Genomic DNA, 16,153 nt, shown 5'->3' on the forward strand with positions numbered 1-16,153 from the left:
AGAATATACTCTAATGGTTAAGAAAATAAAAGCCCAAATATCAAATATTATAAATTTTTTCAGTCATCAATTATTTTTTATAAACTCGGCAAAAATATTTTGATATACCATTAACTTTGAATATTTACAAAAAAATACTTGCATAATCCATGGAGTAATAAAATAACTGTTTTTGATTTCTGAGAAAATAAATTCAATAACGGTTTTTAACCTTTAATGAAAATTAAAGTTATTCTTTTATTGCAAATATGCATGCAAAAAATAATTATATTAACTGAATATGCCCTCTTCTATTGTTTTAACTTTATGAAAATGCTAAAGTTAATCTCAAATTAATGAATTCTTTGTAGTTAATAATGATGCTAAGATTATTTCTCACTTGGATATCTTACACTCTAGCACAGACCTCTTGTGCCAGTACTTTTGATGTTTCAAAATTAAACCCAGATTATTGGACTGCTCAAGCTTATTGTTTGGGTAGATATCAAATACAGGCACCCCAAAATGCCCAAGAAACAATGAGTGACCTATTTTTCAATGAAGATAGGATACACATATCTAAAGATGAAACCCTTGAATCTACGCTCGCTTCCATTCAGAACATTAAGAATGAAGGGGTGGATTATAATGAACTTTATGTTCTTGATAAAACTTTGATCCCTCATAAAGCACATTTCTATGTGACTAAATATGACTTTGATTGGAATATGGATACTGTAAGAGACTTTGGTAATCCCTACTTTACTACTTTATTTAATCAAGTGGATAGCCAATGGTTATATATTATTTACTCTTCATTAACAATAACAACACACAATGCACAAGAACCTAAAAATCTAGAGAAAATAGAACAAAAAAAAATACAAAAAGCTGAGAAATATTTCCAATCAACTTATCTTAATCCAATTGAACCAAGACATATCAATACTATCCCTAGTCAATCTGGTATTTGTCTCACTGGTGGATTTATCAAAGATAATGGAAAAAACAAATTAGTAGGTAACGATACCATAACCTTTAAAGATTTTGGTGATATGAACTTAGTGATATATATGGGCTATCCATATAGCCGTAAAAATTCCCCACTCTTAAAAAAAGATATTTTTGATTCTGCCTCTGAATTTATTAATACAATTACTTTTGATCATTATAAAATCATTCGAAAAGGTTTACGCAACATTAATGGGTTACCCGGCTCTGAAGTACTATTATCCTTGGGAAAAAATAATTATTATTTCCTTTGGGAAAGTGACAATCAAGAAATTCAAATTGAGCTAACAAAAAAAGAGAATAAAATTAACCTTTCGGAGAAACAAATACTACAAGCTTGGGATGTCATCCTCCCTACTTTTAAACGTCATCATTAAGAGACAGTCAAGAAATGGCTCATAAAAAAAAATTAGTAATACTAACAGGTGCTGGTATTAGTCAAGATAGCGGTATTAAAACGTTTAGAGATGAAGGTGGGTTATGGGAAGGCCACCCCATAGAGGAAGTCGCAACACCTCAAGCCTATAGGAAAAACCCCCAACTAGTACTAGATTTTTACAACGCCAGACGCCGACAATTACAAACAGTAGAACCTAATGCTGCACATTATGCATTGAAATCACTGGAAAAAAAATATACTGTTTTCATTATCACCCAAAATGTTGACAATCTACACGAAAGAGCAGGAAGCAGTAATATTTTACATCTACATGGAGAATTAAATAAAGTTAGAAGTACTATCAATGAAAATGAGGTACTAGAATGGTATGGTGATTTGACACTTGATGATAGAGATAGTCAAAACCACCCATTAAGACCACACATTGTCTGGTTCGGGGAGGCAGTACCCAATATCGAAAAGGCCATACAAATAACCTCCGAGGCTGACATACTAATAATTATTGGAACATCTTTACAAGTCTATCCTGCTGCTAATCTTCTACATTTCACACCTAAAGATACATCTATCTACCTCATTGATCCCAACCCTATAGCCCTAGATGGGGTCACCATCATAAAAGCACATGCTAGTAAAGGTGTACCCCTATTAGTACATCAATTACTATCCTAATAACATTTAAAATCAATTCATTATATAGTTAACAATATTAACTTATTAATTTAATTGGGAGAAACAGTTAATTTTTTTAATAGAATGAAACCAATATCTTATGTGAAAAACTACATAAAACCCAATTTATTAGTTTTATTGTATGTCACTTATTACCTTTTTCCAAAAGAGTGTGATAAAAAAATAAAGAATTCCATTCCATTTTTTCTATAGTTATTAAAAAAACAACACAGTAAATATCAATTATTTACTCAATAACAGCGATAGCTTCAACTTCCACTAATGCATCTTTAGGCAATCTCGATACTTCTAGTGTCACTCTTGCTGGATAAGGTTCTTGCAAAAATTGCTGCATAACTTCGTTAAACTCAGAAAAAAACACAAGATCATCAAGGTAGACATTTACTTTAACTAAATCATCAAGTGTTCCTCCCGATGCTTCAACGATCGCTTTTAAGTTCTTAAAAACTTGAATAGCCTGCTCTTTAAAATCATTGGCAACAATATTCCCAGATACAGGGTCAATTGGTATTTGACCTGAAAGATATACTGTCTTACCCACTTTAACTGCCTGTGAATAAGGACCAATTGCTGATGGTGCCTTTTCTGTTTGAATAATTTCTTTTCCCATAATTTTCTCTTATTTATCAATAATCCAATTCATACCACGATAGAAAATAAATCCAACGAACCGTAAAAATGCACTTATCCACTCACAGCAGCAGATCTCCGTTGAATAAAATTTTATCCTATCACAATGCAACAGCACAATAGCACACTAATAAAGACCGATGCCATTGGCAACCCACCAGTCTTTACCTAATAACCACGTCCGAATAATACCTGATTAATAGTTGTATAGCCAATTTTTCCCTATTCCAAAATTCCTCTTTAATTAATATATTGACCTCTTTAATAGCCCAGCCCTCTAGCATCAACCATATTTTCAAAGTATATCAGTTTATTTTTAAGCTAGCCATATCATCACTAGAAAATGAATATACAAGGTTCTACGCTTTAATCAACTTTCTTTTGCAAATGCACAAAAGAGAAGCTAGAACCAAAATTCTCGAGCCATTTATTTTCATAACCAACCTTATGATACAGATTCAAATTGCATTCATTATCATATCCTGTAAATACATTATAAACATTATTTGGCACTTGTTCTTCAACATATAAAAGCAATTTAGTTGCAATACCTTGACCTTGGAATTCTGGTTTAACCATTAATCTTAAAATATGACAATGATTTCCTTTAGTGACATATCTTACAGATCCAATAATTTCTTCACCTTTCTCCACGATTAAAAATTTTACTATTTTTTGTATCTGCTTAAGATATTCTAGTGTTTCTGTTAAAGGGGGAAGAATCCCACAATTATTATATAATTTCGCCTGAGATTGAAAACATATTTGTTGCAGTTGATAAATTTTTGAAAGTTCCTCAATATTAGCTTCCCTAATTTTAATATCCATTTTTACTTTCCTTAAAAACACACAAAAAAAGCCATCACTCAGATGGCTTTTTATAATAAAAATGTAATTTAGTCAATTAATGAAACTGTTCTTCCTCAGTAGAGCCTGCCAGTGCCTTAACATTTGACTCCCCACCTTGTATGACAGTGGTAACATCATCAAAGTAACCTGCACCCACTTCTTGTTGATGAGATACAAATGTATAACCACGATCACGTGCCGCGAATTCAGGCTCTTGAACTTTTTCAACATAGGCAGACATACCACGTTGTACATAATCAAGAGACAGATCAAACATGTTATACCACATGCTGTGAACCCCTGCCAATGTAATAAATTGATATTTATAACCCATAGCACCCAATTCTCTTTGAAACCTAGCGATGATAGCATCATCCAAGTTTTTCTTCCAGTTAAATGAAGGAGAACAGTTATACGCTAATAATTTATTAGGGAACTTATCATGAATTGCATCTGCAAATTTTTTCGCTTCTTCTAAATCAGGTTTTGCAGTTTCACACCAAATTAAATCTGCATATGGCGCATACGCTAAACCACGAGAAATTGCTTGATCAATACCAGCTTTCACTCGGAAGAAACCTTCCGATGTTCTCTCCCCAGTTAAGAAAGATTTATCATTTTCATCATAATCATGAGTTAGTAAATCAGCAGCATTGGCATCTGTACGCCCTAAAATAACTGTAGGCACACCTAAAATGTCAGCAGCAAAACGCGCAGCAATCAATTTTTGAACTGCTTCTTGAGTTGGCACTAATACCTTACCCCCCATATGCCCACACTTTTTCACAGAAGCTAACTGATCTTCAAAATGAACCCCCGCTGCACCAGCTCTAATCATACTTTTCATTAATTCAAATGCATTTAATACTCCACCAAAACCAGCCTCAGCGTCAGCTACAATCGGTACAAAATAATCAATATAGGCTCTATCCCCCTTTTGAATCCCCTTAGAATGTTGAATTTCATCTGCACGTATAAATGAGTTATTAATTCTCTCAACAACAGTAGGAACAGAATTAACTGGGTAGAGTGATTGATCAGGAAACATACTAAGATAGCTATTATTATCTGCAGCTACTTGCCAACCAGATAAATATATTGCCTTAATACCTGCTTTTACTTGTTGAATTGCCTGCCCTCCAGTTAAAGCTCCTAAACAGTTGATAAATGGCTCATTATTGACTAATTCCCACAACTTTTCTGCACCATTACGAGCTAAAGTATACTCAACTTGCAAAGACCCACGAAGACGTTCAACATCCTCCGCTGTATACCCTCTTTTGATACCTCTCCAACGAGGCTTATTCCATTCCTCTTCAATAGCAGCAACCCTTGTAGAATGTTTACCTGTTTCAATCTTAGACATATTCTCCACCTTTATTATTCATGGTTATAGACTAAAAAATTAATCTTGTTAACAACATTAAATCATTTTTTTTACTTGTTGCCTAGCCATCATAATTCTACTATTAAGCTTATTAATTGACTTTGAAATACGATGATGGGAGAATCAAATTATGCATCAATATTTTGAATAAATATATTCAAATTTAATAAAATATTTCTTAACTATTTAGGACAAACAAAATATTTCACTTCATATTATTTAATCAAAATAAACGTATTGCTAACAATCTACCTCTTAGATAATAGGTATTTTTCCTGTTAGTTCATATAAAATACCTTCTACTCAATCTGTATCAAGCAACTCTAAAGCCTTGGCATTAGCATCATTTGCCTTTTCATACTCTCCTTGTTGTACATACAACTTCGACAAAGTCATCCACCCAGCGGTTGTAGGACGATTTGTCACCCCCACCTCCAGATATCCTTGAGCCTTACCCCATAACTCATTTTGGTAAGCTAAATCACCGAGTAACAATAATAAATCAGAATTTTCTCTATCGTTCTCTAACCAGCCTTCTAAAACTCTTAAAACTTTATTTTGACTTTTTTCACTCAAATAGCTAAAACTGCTAGAAATAATCTTAAATAACTGAGACACTTTAGTATTTGGATATTCATCCAAGCTCCAGTCCACAGCACCTTGATAATCCTGTAAATGACAGTATTTTTGTCCGATACGCACAATAATAGCATTATTATTCTTTAACGAACCAGGTAAATTTCTCCAATACTTTTTTAATAATTCAGAGGAGTGAATCTGATCCAATTTAATTTCATAAGCTTTTAATTCATACTTCTGATATTCGTTATCTACAATGGCATTATTTCTCTTCAATTGCTCAAGTGATTTTAAGATAATATCAGCATCATTGATTTGCCTACCATATTCCAATTGCAACTGTGCCAATGCAGTTAATTTAGGATTGTGCCACTTAACATCATCACAATATTCATTGAACTTACTATAGTTCTGTTCCTTCAGAGCCCCTTCAGCACGTAATAAATCAAGTAATACAGTATTCGATAAATCTTTCTCTCCTAATTGATTTAAGTAAAAATCTCTTTTCTCAAAATCATAAATTTTATTAGCACTCTGAGCACCAAAAATAAGCGCTGACACTCTCATTACGTCTGTTTGTTTGTTTTTTAACAACCCATCCACTAATTTTAGGCTGCGATGATAACGACCTTCAAAAAAAGATATTGTAGTATTATTCATATCATCCAGTACATTGCTTCTTTTACGCTTTTGATGAGAAAGACTCATTTGACGAGGGATCTTCCAAATCAAAGAAATAAAGTAATATGAGATCACTCCAACCACCAAAGTAGCAATTAAAACATAAAGAACCCACTTCAAGCTGACATGGTAAACAACAGAACCATTATCAGAATCTAACAGTATGAATACACTACCATCTAAATAAGAAAAAAGATAAACTGCTCCTACTGCCAAAGCAAAGACAACGATAATCCAAAACAAGTATTTTAACATTGCTCATTACCCCCTTTATTCACTCTGTTAATTTCACAGGTTGTGGGGAAGTACCACTTCCATTTATTTTTTTATCAGAATCAACTAAATCACTAAAAGTTTTCTCTGTAGTTTCATCTTTTTTTATGTGTTTCTCTATGTTATTTGTCTTACTTTCAAGAGAATGCTCTGCGTCTGGAACAGATGCTTTCGTTTCATTCTTATCCTGTTTTCCACTTAAATTAGAATCAGCCCCCCCAAAAGTGTCAGGATACAATACAGTAGTTCTTTCAGATGGCATTACTATCTGATTACTTTGTAAAGATTTAAGAATAGAAATGGATCTATTCATTAAATCAGTGTTAGGAACAACAATATTTAGGTCAGATAACTCATCAATTGATGTGATAAAATTTTGTACTTCTACCGAATCAAGATCAAAATATTCCTTAATCGAACCCTTAATAGTATCTAAATATTGAGTATAGGCATCTTGTTGTCGTTGCAGTAATGCCAACCTAACATTCAAGAGCTGTAATTTAATATTTTCTCTAATAAAAAATGCTTGCTCTGGAGAAATTAACAGTGGATCAGAACTATTAAGATGCTTAACCTGTATTCCACTCTTAATGGTAGAAATAAAGTCACCCCATAGTCTCGCATAATATGAACCATTCACAGAACGCTCAATTTTTTCCGTACTTGTAGTATTTTTTAACATGGAATCCACAATTAATGACAAACTATCTACCTTTGAGGTTAACACATCTAATTTGATAAGTGCACCTGACATATCTACCACTTGGGCAGATTTTAAATGATCTATGTCTGCTGCTATACTTTTCTTCAAAGGAATAAGTTCAGGATAATCAAAAGATTTAAGCCTCTCCTCTATATAGCTCAAAGAGTCAACTGCTGCTTCTACATTTCCTGTATTAATTAATTGTAGTATTACAATACCCAGACCATACTCAGTTTCATTCAATAACCACTGATAACGACTTTTTAACAATTCACTATATGAATTATCCAAATTTAAAATGGCTTGTTGCTGGCCTTGTATTACCCTTGTTAGCTCAGTATAATCGTTATGTAACGCGGTAAGTTGTTCATTTTGAACATTATTTTGAACATTAATTACTTCTGGTATTTTTTCTTGGCTGCTGGCTAAATTATTCTTTTGTGCTACTGGTGCAGATCCTAACACTAGTTTTCTTTGTATGTCAGTATAATACTCATTTGTTGCCAAACCTATGACCCCCAACAAGCTGACAATCGACACAAATAAAGCTAAAAAAGCAATCCCCCTACCTGTTTTCAGGTGCTTTGGTTTGGAATTTAATTCTTTTTTAGAACTTCTATCCTGCATTTGATTTGAATCATTCATAAAACTATTGCTCCAAAGTATATTTTAGAATACAACCACAAAATTTCCTACTAATAATACCCTATGACAATGAGGGAAAGAATTATTCTATCATAGAATATACCTTTATTATGTAGATATCATAAGCTTATAGGGAACATTATATAATAGGACTAATGATTCTAAAAAATATATCATCCATCACAGTGCTTTTTTATTTTCTTGACTACCTGCTTTGACTCTGAAATCAAACTAAAAGACAAATTAGTATTGCGCTTAAATTCTCCCATCAAAAATGCACCCAATATTAAGAAATAAGGCTTCATTCTAACCAAAATATTCTGTCCATATAGAAAATGAATAACAAAAATATTACGATACATGTAATACCCCTTCCAAGAACACAAGGCTTCCTCTTGGTTAAACTCTAATTGCCTTATGATCTTTGCATCCCTTACCAAATAAATACTATACCCACATAAACGGATTCTTTCCGCATAATCAACATCATCTCCTGAAATAAAATATTCAGAATACGGAAACCCAACTTGGTCGACAATGCTTTGATGAAACACAACTCCCTCAAAAGAAAAGTTATCAATTAATAATAATTCAGGTAAATCTTCTCTATTTTTATACCTATCAGTAACTTGAGAACGTTTAGGTTGGATATAAAAAGGATTAGAAAGATTATACTCAAGTGCAGAGTACTCTGTTAATTGACCTTGTCTATTTTCTCTGGTAGCTACTAAAACCTTTTTATCAGAATATTTGAGTAAGCAACTAAGACAGTTTTTCACAGGAACAACATCATCATCCATCACCCAGATCCAGCTATGTCCATCATCATATGCTTGCTTAACACCCAGGTGAAATCCTCCTGCGCCGCCTAAATTAACTTCAGAACGAATATATCGAATGAGTCCAGGTGACTTACTGTGTACAACATCATAAGTATGATCATCACTTGCATTATCAATAACATAAATAGTCATCTGCCCAGTAAAATCCTGTTCTAATAATGCATCTAGTGTGCTACTTAATAGGTCAGCACGATTATAAGTCACCACTACAATACCAACAGATATCATTTTATTTATATCAACTCAAAAACTCTTGATGATGTGAAAAATCTTTTTGTATGCCATGTTTTACCCCTTTTAAACCAATCTCTAATTTCTCTCTACTAGGTTGTGTAAAAGTATAAAACCAAATAAGCTTCAATATAAATACCACCGCCGCTAGTTTCCCTTTGTATTGCAATAAATTAGCCGTATTGTTGCGACTCATGCAATATAGTTTCACTTTAGAAGGTGTGTCATTAAACCTAATCCTGCCAAAAAACATAGGAACCCCTATTTCTCTGTTCCTTGGATGATAAAAAATTGAACGAGTTACAGTAGTTAACTTCACTCCTTGCCTTTTCAAACGCCAAATATACTCCATATCATCACCCCAAATAAAATATGAAGGTTTAGGATAACCGTATAATTCAATAAGCTTCCGACACAGCAGTACTCCATTAAAAGGAATGATAACATCTTCAATCATGCCACCATCTAAACCAAATTGTTGTAAATCTTCAGTTGTATTAATGATTCTAGAACTATTTGCAAGACGAATCGGAAAACAAAGTTGATTGGGATTATTTTTATCTAAAACCAAGGAGCCAATACATAAATTATGTTTACAATAGACAAGTAATTGCTCTAAGCAGTCATCTGCTGGAAAACCATCATCATCCATCAATAAAATTTGCTCGAATCCGTTTTCAAAAGCAATCTTAATACCATGATAAAAACCACCTGCTCCACCCAGGTTACTGGGAAGTGTGACTAATCGGAACAATGAATTATCTAAATAACCATTTTCTCTCAGAAAATCCTCAGTTCCATCTGTACTTGCATTATCCACTATATACACAAGATCCAGTGGCGTTGTCTGTCTGCAAAGAGCCTCCAAACATTCTACCAACAATTCCCTACGATTGTAAGTGACAACAACCGCACAAACAGGAGACGTTTTAATCATTAAACTCCCATATCTACATAAAAAGATTTTAATTTTTCTTGTTTTTCCAAAGCCAGCTTCACTTGATCAGCTGTTTCTAAAGCTTCTTTAATAGTAACGTCCATATCCAAATAACGATAAGTCCCCAATCTTCCCACAAATGTTACACCACTTTCTTGGTTGGCTTGCTCTACATATTTTACTAACAATGCCTTATCTTTAACTAATCTAATTGGATAATAAGGTGTATCTTTAGGCTCACAGAAACGACTAAATTCTTTATAACATATAGTTTTTTCATGCTCTTCCCATGGTGCAAAATGCTTATGCTCTGATATCCTTGTGTAAGGAACACTTTCATCACCATAATTTATCACTGCATTACCTTGAAAATCACCTTCATCAATAAATGCTTCAAAATCTAATGTCCTATAACCTAAACGACCTAGATTGAAATTAAACCAAGCATCCAATGGCCCTGACCAAAAAATATGATCATACTCTTTTTTCATATTTTTCCCGAAAGGCTGATTAAGTTTTACTTCAATATTAGGATGATCTAAGATACCTGCGACAGTCTCAGTATAGCCCTCCTTGGGTATTCCTTGATATGTATGATTAAAATAATTGTCATCATAGTTAAACCGTAGAGGTAATCGTTTTAAAATACTGGCAGGCAATTCTGAAGGCTCTACACCCCATTGCTTTTTAGTATAGCCTCTAAAAAAAGTTTCATAAAGTTCTCTTCCTACAAATTTTAAGGCTTGCTCTTCAAATGTATGTGGCTCTTCAATTGATAAATCTGCCTTACTGTCTATTAATTCCCTAGCTTGCTTAGGAGAGCAAGTTGTATGAAAAAATTGATTAATAGTATGTAAATTAATTGGTAAAGAGTACACTTCACCTCGACAAATCGTTTTAACACGATTAATAAATGGCATCATTATCGTAAATTGATTAATATAATCCCAAACTCTTTGGTTATCAGTATGAAAGATATGTGGCCCATAAACATGAACCATAACACCAGTTTCCCTGTCTCTTTCTGAATAACAATTGCCAGCAATATGGTTATTTTTATCAATGACAGTTATCTGATGACCTAATAAAGCTAATTCTCTTGCTATAACTGCACATGAAAATCCTGCCCCCACCATTAAGAATTTCCCTATCATTATTTCTCCTGAATAATCCCTTTCTGATATTGTTCTTTCCAAAATTCATCACTAGTCAACTCCGGATAAGTTTCAATATAAATATTACTTAATTTTTTATGATTCAATATCAACTTTGACAATAAATATACAAATCGGAAAGAGCAACTAAAAAATTTCCTCTTATCATGTTCTAATATTAGACATTTATCCTCTTCATCCATGATCGACACCACTTTTTTATATCTGAATGAATTTGTCATTCTTGAACCAGATGATTTTTTTACCCAAGTAAATCCTTTGTGAAAAAAAATACTAGGTAACAAATGTCCATTCAAGGTAAGATACCGTATCAATGATGGTAGGGTTATCTGTTTACCATTATCCGATATATCCACTGTTGTCTGTATTTTAACTTTGGTCATAACACCTTCAGAATATACATTATCAGGAATCGGTACAGGATGTTCTGTGGTTATCATTTGGTTGATCTGCTTTCTTTTATCAACCATATTTACATTTTGCCGCCAGAAATCAGGTCCTTTTAATACATCCTCGATTGCAATATTAACTGCCTGCGCGGAATCATAATAATATGATACCGCATAGTATGCATAAATCAACACGGCACTTTTTAACATACTCCATACCACACTACCTTTAACAAAACCATGCAAAGGATGCATTAAATGATTACGCATATCCAAATACACAGATTGAGGTGTACTTTTGTTTCCAAAATCAGGTTGCCAAGAACAAATCCCATTCATTGTTTTAACTTGAAATTTATTAGCATAAGAAAAACTAATATCATCTCCTCTTACAAAATAAGGAAAAGAATTGTATTCTACACCATTTAGATCAAAAGCAAAAAACCACCAAGCGCCATAATCAATCCGTTTAGATCTTTCATTACACAATAAATCATACTCGTGTAACAAATTAAACCCCTTATCCACCGAATGGCAAGTACCATCAAAATAGGCTCCCGATTCGTATTGTCGGTACATTTCCTTTTCCATTAACATTGCGCCAGATATTGCAAATTTAACATTATCTGCTGACTCAAGTAATACTATAGTTCTTTTAATGGATTCAACATCACATGAGGCATCATCATCCATAAATAAACAATGTGTGAATCTTGGTGTTTCTTTTAAATAAATTAATCCCCGAGTAAATCCCCCAGCACCACCTAAATTGGTATTTTTAATAACTGTTACACCTTCAATTTCTGGTAAATTCTGACTGTTATCAACGATAATTAATTCAGCCTTATGCCCAAACTCTTGATCTGCTAACAATAATTCCTTTAACTGTTTTATGGCGGAAATAACATACTGCTGTCTATTATAGTGAGTAATAACAATACCTAATTTAATTGGCTTTAATGCTTCAGAATAAGTAATATATGAAAAAGAACGCAGGTAACTATTATTTAAGGCATAAATTTCAAAATACAACATTCCACTCTGAATATTTTTCCAAAATGGTAATTCAATATCAATTTCATCCCAACCACTATTCTGCAGTAACTGCTCATGTAAAACTTTAGTACTACTACCTATATGACTTAACTTAAATGTTATTCTTAATGCCCCTTTATATTCAATTCGTAGAAATAAAGTTTCAATATTAGTATTTTGTTTCCATTTACTTACACTTAAACTATTGAAATAAGTAGAAGTATTCACCATTCCACCAGCAAAAAATACCAACATTTTTTGATTAAAATCAACAGTAGTCCTAGAATCTAACCTAAAAAACATTTTAGGTTCAGAACACAAATGTATATTTGGGTAAATACCTTTTTGAATCGTTCTAGCCATACTTCGGTATCCTCCCCTCAAATATCGATTCTATCAAATTGTTTTTGCCAAAACTTCTCACTAGTTAACTCTGGGTACGTCGCAATATACTCCCGACGTAATTTTCTAGCATTTTTACATAACCGTACTACTGCAATAAAATGACTCCAAAGGCAACTAAAAAACATTTTTTTACTATGCTTCAACACTATTCCGTCTTCTGAACCTATATCAGTAAAGTAAATAACCTCTTTATGTAAAAAAACCTCCCTCAACCGGACACCATAATGTTTGTATTGCCATATTGGCTTAGAACTAAAAAAAACACTTGGGATCAAATGACCATTTAAAGATAGCATTCTAATTATTTTGGTTAAATTATTTTCATGTGGTTTTCCCCTAACCGCTCTTTTCTGTAAATCTAATGGTATTGCCCGTATTTTTTCTCTTTTTGTAATCGATGCTATTTCTTTTCTTTTCTCCAACATATCAATATTATCACGCCAAAAATCGGGTCCTTTTAAAATATCCTGTAATGCTATAGTACAAGCTTTCGCTGATTCATACTGATAAGAAAGGGCATTAAGTATAAACAAAATAAGTGAAGTTTTTAAAAACATTTTCTTACTTGTATTCAAGACCAATCCATGCAAAAAATGCATTATATGATTACGTTGATCCAAGTACAATTGAATAGGACCAGCTTTATATGCGAAATCTACTTGCCAGGAACAAATACCGTTGACAGTTAGTAAATCAAAGTCATTAGCCAATGAAAAACTAATATCATCCCCTCTGACAAAATAAGGAAAAGAAAGATATTTAACTTTACTTATGGGAAAAGCAAAAAACCACCAGGCACCATAATCAATACGTTCCTCTATTTCATTTAATAGAATATCCTCAGTCATAAGTAAGTTGAAATGAGATTTTACTGAACGACATAGGCCATTAAACACACCCCCACTTTCATGTTGCATATTCTGCTCACACTCTCGTAGCATGGCACCTAAAATTGCTAAATTTGTATTCTCTGTATAAGACAAATAAAATAAAGTCCTACGAATAGATTCAATTTCACACGAAGCATCATCATCCATAAACAAACAATGTGTAAATTGACTTTGGTGTTGATAATAAACTAACCCACGTGAAAAACCACCGGAACCTCCTAAATTAGGATTCTTTATTACCTCAATACCTTCAATTTCAGGTAAGTTTTGACTATTATCAATTACACAGATACTAATCTTAGACTTTAGTACATCGTTATTGAATAATCCATTCTTTAATCTTTCAATAGCAGGTAATAAAATCTGCTGTTGATTAAAATGTGTAATAACAATCCCTAGACGAACGTCATGCAATGCTGGTTGCTCCGTAACATATTCAAAAGAGCTAATTTGGCTAATATCTAAAGCTTGGACTTCAAAAAATAACATCCCCTCAGTTAACTCATTCCAAAAAGGAAGATTTATAATCACCTCTGATAGTTGCTCATTATTCAGAATATTTTCCTGTAAGACAAAATCACTACGCTGTATCGCTTTGACTTTCCAAGTTAATTTGATATGCCCAAAAAAAATAATACGGAACGATAATTGATGTATACCAGTATACTTTTTAAGTTTTCCAATACTAACACTATTAAAATAGGTATTAGTTAACAAAATACCACCTTGGAAAAGTGTAATATTCTGTTCTAATAAAGAAATATCTACTAAACAATTATGACGAAAATATAACCCCTTTTCGGTACAGAGTGTTAATTTGGGAAATGTTGAGGTTTGAACTACATTAGTCATAAGATATTTCCTTATAATCCACAATTTTTCCATGCTCTAAAAAAACATGTTTGTTACAAAGCCTATCCGCCAATAATTTATCATGTGTTGCCAATACTAAGATTCCAGCTTTGTCAATAAATTGCGTTAATCTTTTCTCAGCTTTATTTCTAAAATGATCATCCCCCACACTCATCCACTCATCCATTAACAAGATTTCTGGCTGTACGCAAGTCAAAATTGAAAAAGCCAAACGTAACACCATTCCACTCGAATAAGTACGCACAGGCATATAAATAAAATCACCTAATTCACTAAATTCAATAATATCTTCCACATACCTCTTCATCTCAAATGGCTTGAAATCTAAGAAAAGACCTCTCAATTTAATATTTTCTAAACCTGTGGCTTCTCCATCCATACCCAACATAGAATCCAGTAAGCTGGTAACTTTACCTTCTACTAAAACTTTACCTTCCACAGGATAATAAACCCCAGACATCACTCTTAATAAAGTAGTCTTACCCGATCCATTATGTCCTACCAAAGCGACCCTATCCCCCTCTTGTAGATTCAAATTAATATTTTTTAATGATTCCACTTCAGTAATCCTACTACTATTAGTAACAATTCTACCTCCGGTAGTAATATTTAAAACTTTTTGTTTAAACGAACGTTGTTTAGCATCATAAATAGGAAAGCGAACACTTACATTATCCAGTCTAATATTCATATCCCCCCCTATAACCAATAAGTAACTCTACGACGCGTTTTAGCCAACACAAAAAAGGCAATTAATAAACCAACCACTGCCAAAGTAATTCCTACGATCCAATTATAGCTAGTCGGCATAATACCCAACAAAGGCTGTCTGACTAAGTCTAATAAAATACCAAATGGATTCCAAGCGGCTAAAAATCTTCTATTTTCTGGCAGTTGCTCTAGACTCCAAATAATTGGAGTTACAAAAAACATTAGTTGCATCAAACTAGCTATGACAGGGGTCATATCTCTATATCTTGTACAAAAAATAGAAATAACCATACCCATTGCATAAAGGTTCACTAATAAAATGAAAAAGGCTGGGAAAAACCATAAAATATTCCAGTTCAACTGCATACCAGCGACAAAAATCACAATTGGATAAATCGCAATGTTGTGGCAAAAAATAATAAATTGTCGATAAAGTACCCTCAAAACAAAAACAGAAAGAGGCATTTTAACTTGTTTTAAATAATTCTGAGACTCTATAAACGCTGAGCAAAACTCATTCAATGAAATAGAAATCAGCATCCAAAAGATCATTCCTAACGTCAAATGAGGAATAAATTCTCCTAAGTTTAATTGAAATAAAGACCCATATAAAGGACCCATGGTACCAATAGTCACAAGCATACTTAAAGTTATCCAAATTGGGCCTAAGGTGGATCGCCTATAACGAGCTAACACATCATACCAGCCCAATGTTACCCACAGATAATAATTTATAAAAGAAGTTTTTATATCAAGATAAGCTTCTGTAAACTTGGAATCCACTAAATTCACTATGTATAATCCTAATTTATTGATGAAATTTTCTAGCATTATA

14 protein-coding genes are annotated in these 16,153 nt (G+C 32.9%); 2 read left to right on the plus strand and 12 right to left on the minus strand.

The window, feature by feature from the left end:
• The first annotated feature begins 356 nt into the window (after positions 1-356).
• Positions 357-1,367, plus strand: a complete 1,011-nt coding sequence (locus GKC53_02120; GenBank protein ID QRN40953.1) for a hypothetical protein — start codon at positions 357-359, stop codon at positions 1,365-1,367.
• A 14-nt stretch (positions 1,368-1,381) separates the two neighbouring features.
• Positions 1,382-2,062 (plus strand): NAD-dependent deacylase, encoded by a 681-nt coding sequence (locus tag GKC53_02125; GenBank protein QRN40954.1) that lies wholly within the window; start codon positions 1,382-1,384, stop codon positions 2,060-2,062.
• A 247-nt stretch (positions 2,063-2,309) separates the two neighbouring features.
• On the opposite strand, the gene GKC53_02130 is transcribed toward GKC53_02125, so the two are convergent.
• From GKC53_02130 to GKC53_02185, 12 genes are all read right to left on the minus strand, one after another.
• On the minus strand, positions 2,310-2,693 hold the full coding sequence (locus GKC53_02130; GenBank protein QRN40955.1) for a RidA family protein: 384 nt from the start codon (positions 2,691-2,693) through the stop codon (positions 2,310-2,312).
• A 386-nt stretch (positions 2,694-3,079) separates the two neighbouring features.
• Positions 3,080-3,541 carry a GNAT family N-acetyltransferase gene (locus tag GKC53_02135; protein QRN40956.1) on the minus strand — a complete coding sequence of 154 codons (462 nt, stop codon included), beginning with the start codon at positions 3,539-3,541 and terminating at the stop codon, positions 3,080-3,082.
• Between the two features lie 76 nt (positions 3,542-3,617).
• Positions 3,618-4,928, minus strand: coding sequence for an isocitrate lyase (aceA, locus tag GKC53_02140; protein QRN40957.1), 1,311 nt, complete (start codon positions 4,926-4,928; stop codon positions 3,618-3,620).
• Positions 4,929-5,252: 324 nt separating this feature from the next.
• Positions 5,253-6,464, minus strand: a complete 1,212-nt coding sequence (locus GKC53_02145; protein QRN40958.1) for a hypothetical protein — start codon at positions 6,462-6,464, stop codon at positions 5,253-5,255.
• A 19-nt stretch (positions 6,465-6,483) separates the two neighbouring features.
• Complete coding sequence (locus tag GKC53_02150; GenBank protein ID QRN40959.1) at positions 6,484-7,830, minus strand: hypothetical protein; 1,347 nt, start codon at positions 7,828-7,830, stop codon at positions 6,484-6,486.
• A 173-nt stretch (positions 7,831-8,003) separates the two neighbouring features.
• Positions 8,004-8,900: a glycosyltransferase gene (locus GKC53_02155; protein ID QRN40960.1), complete on the minus strand. Its 897-nt coding sequence runs from the start codon at positions 8,898-8,900 to the stop codon at positions 8,004-8,006.
• Positions 8,901-8,910: 10 nt separating this feature from the next.
• Entirely contained in the window at positions 8,911-9,840 is a 930-nt protein-coding gene (locus GKC53_02160) for a glycosyltransferase (GenBank protein ID QRN40961.1), read from the minus strand.
• Complete coding sequence (gene glf, locus GKC53_02165; GenBank protein QRN41814.1) at positions 9,840-10,991, minus strand: UDP-galactopyranose mutase; 1,152 nt, start codon at positions 10,989-10,991, stop codon at positions 9,840-9,842. Before glf ends, GKC53_02160 begins: the two co-directional genes overlap by 1 nt.
• Positions 10,992-10,993: 2 nt before the next feature.
• A complete protein-coding gene (locus GKC53_02170) occupies positions 10,994-12,802 on the minus strand; it encodes a glycosyltransferase (protein ID QRN40962.1) in 1,809 nt (602 codons plus the stop codon).
• A gap of 17 nt (positions 12,803-12,819) precedes the next feature.
• Positions 12,820-14,586: a glycosyl transferase gene (locus GKC53_02175; protein QRN40963.1), complete on the minus strand. Its 1,767-nt coding sequence runs from the start codon at positions 14,584-14,586 to the stop codon at positions 12,820-12,822.
• Entirely contained in the window at positions 14,579-15,298 is a 720-nt protein-coding gene (locus tag GKC53_02180) for an ATP-binding cassette domain-containing protein (GenBank protein QRN40964.1), read from the minus strand. The genes GKC53_02175 and GKC53_02180 overlap by 8 nt, the downstream gene beginning before the upstream one ends.
• Before the next feature lie 8 nt (positions 15,299-15,306).
• Entirely contained in the window at positions 15,307-16,149 is an 843-nt protein-coding gene (locus GKC53_02185) for an ABC transporter permease (protein QRN40965.1), read from the minus strand.
• Positions 16,150-16,153: the final 4 nt, after the last annotated feature.

The organism is Neisseriaceae bacterium, assembly GCA_016864895.1.
Classification (GTDB): domain Bacteria; phylum Pseudomonadota; class Gammaproteobacteria; order Burkholderiales; family Neisseriaceae; genus QFNR01.

What these genes read in the sequence shown, in the direction of transcription:
- GKC53_02120 (QRN40953.1), top strand. Translation starts at nt 357, where the DNA reads ATGATGCTAAGATTATTTCTCACTTGGATATCTTACACTCTAGCACAG.
- GKC53_02125 (QRN40954.1), top strand. Translation starts at nt 1,382, where the DNA reads ATGGCTCATAAAAAAAAATTAGTAATACTAACAGGTGCTGGTATTAGT.
- GKC53_02130 (QRN40955.1), bottom strand. Translation starts at nt 2,693, where the DNA reads ATGGGAAAAGAAATTATTCAAACAGAAAAGGCACCATCAGCAATTGGT.
- GKC53_02135 (QRN40956.1), bottom strand. Translation starts at nt 3,541, where the DNA reads ATGGATATTAAAATTAGGGAAGCTAATATTGAGGAACTTTCAAAAATT.
- aceA (QRN40957.1), bottom strand. Translation starts at nt 4,928, where the DNA reads ATGTCTAAGATTGAAACAGGTAAACATTCTACAAGGGTTGCTGCTATT.
- GKC53_02145 (QRN40958.1), bottom strand. Translation starts at nt 6,464, where the DNA reads ATGTTAAAATACTTGTTTTGGATTATCGTTGTCTTTGCTTTGGCAGTA.
- GKC53_02150 (QRN40959.1), bottom strand. Translation starts at nt 7,830, where the DNA reads ATGAATGATTCAAATCAAATGCAGGATAGAAGTTCTAAAAAAGAATTA.
- GKC53_02155 (QRN40960.1), bottom strand. Translation starts at nt 8,900, where the DNA reads ATGATATCTGTTGGTATTGTAGTGGTGACTTATAATCGTGCTGACCTA.
- GKC53_02160 (QRN40961.1), bottom strand. Translation starts at nt 9,840, where the DNA reads ATGATTAAAACGTCTCCTGTTTGTGCGGTTGTTGTCACTTACAATCGT.
- GKC53_02170 (QRN40962.1), bottom strand. Translation starts at nt 12,802, where the DNA reads ATGGCTAGAACGATTCAAAAAGGTATTTACCCAAATATACATTTGTGT.
- GKC53_02175 (QRN40963.1), bottom strand. Translation starts at nt 14,586, where the DNA reads ATGACTAATGTAGTTCAAACCTCAACATTTCCCAAATTAACACTCTGT.
- GKC53_02180 (QRN40964.1), bottom strand. Translation starts at nt 15,298, where the DNA reads ATGAATATTAGACTGGATAATGTAAGTGTTCGCTTTCCTATTTATGAT.
- GKC53_02185 (QRN40965.1), bottom strand. Translation starts at nt 16,149, where the DNA reads ATGCTAGAAAATTTCATCAATAAATTAGGATTATACATAGTGAATTTA.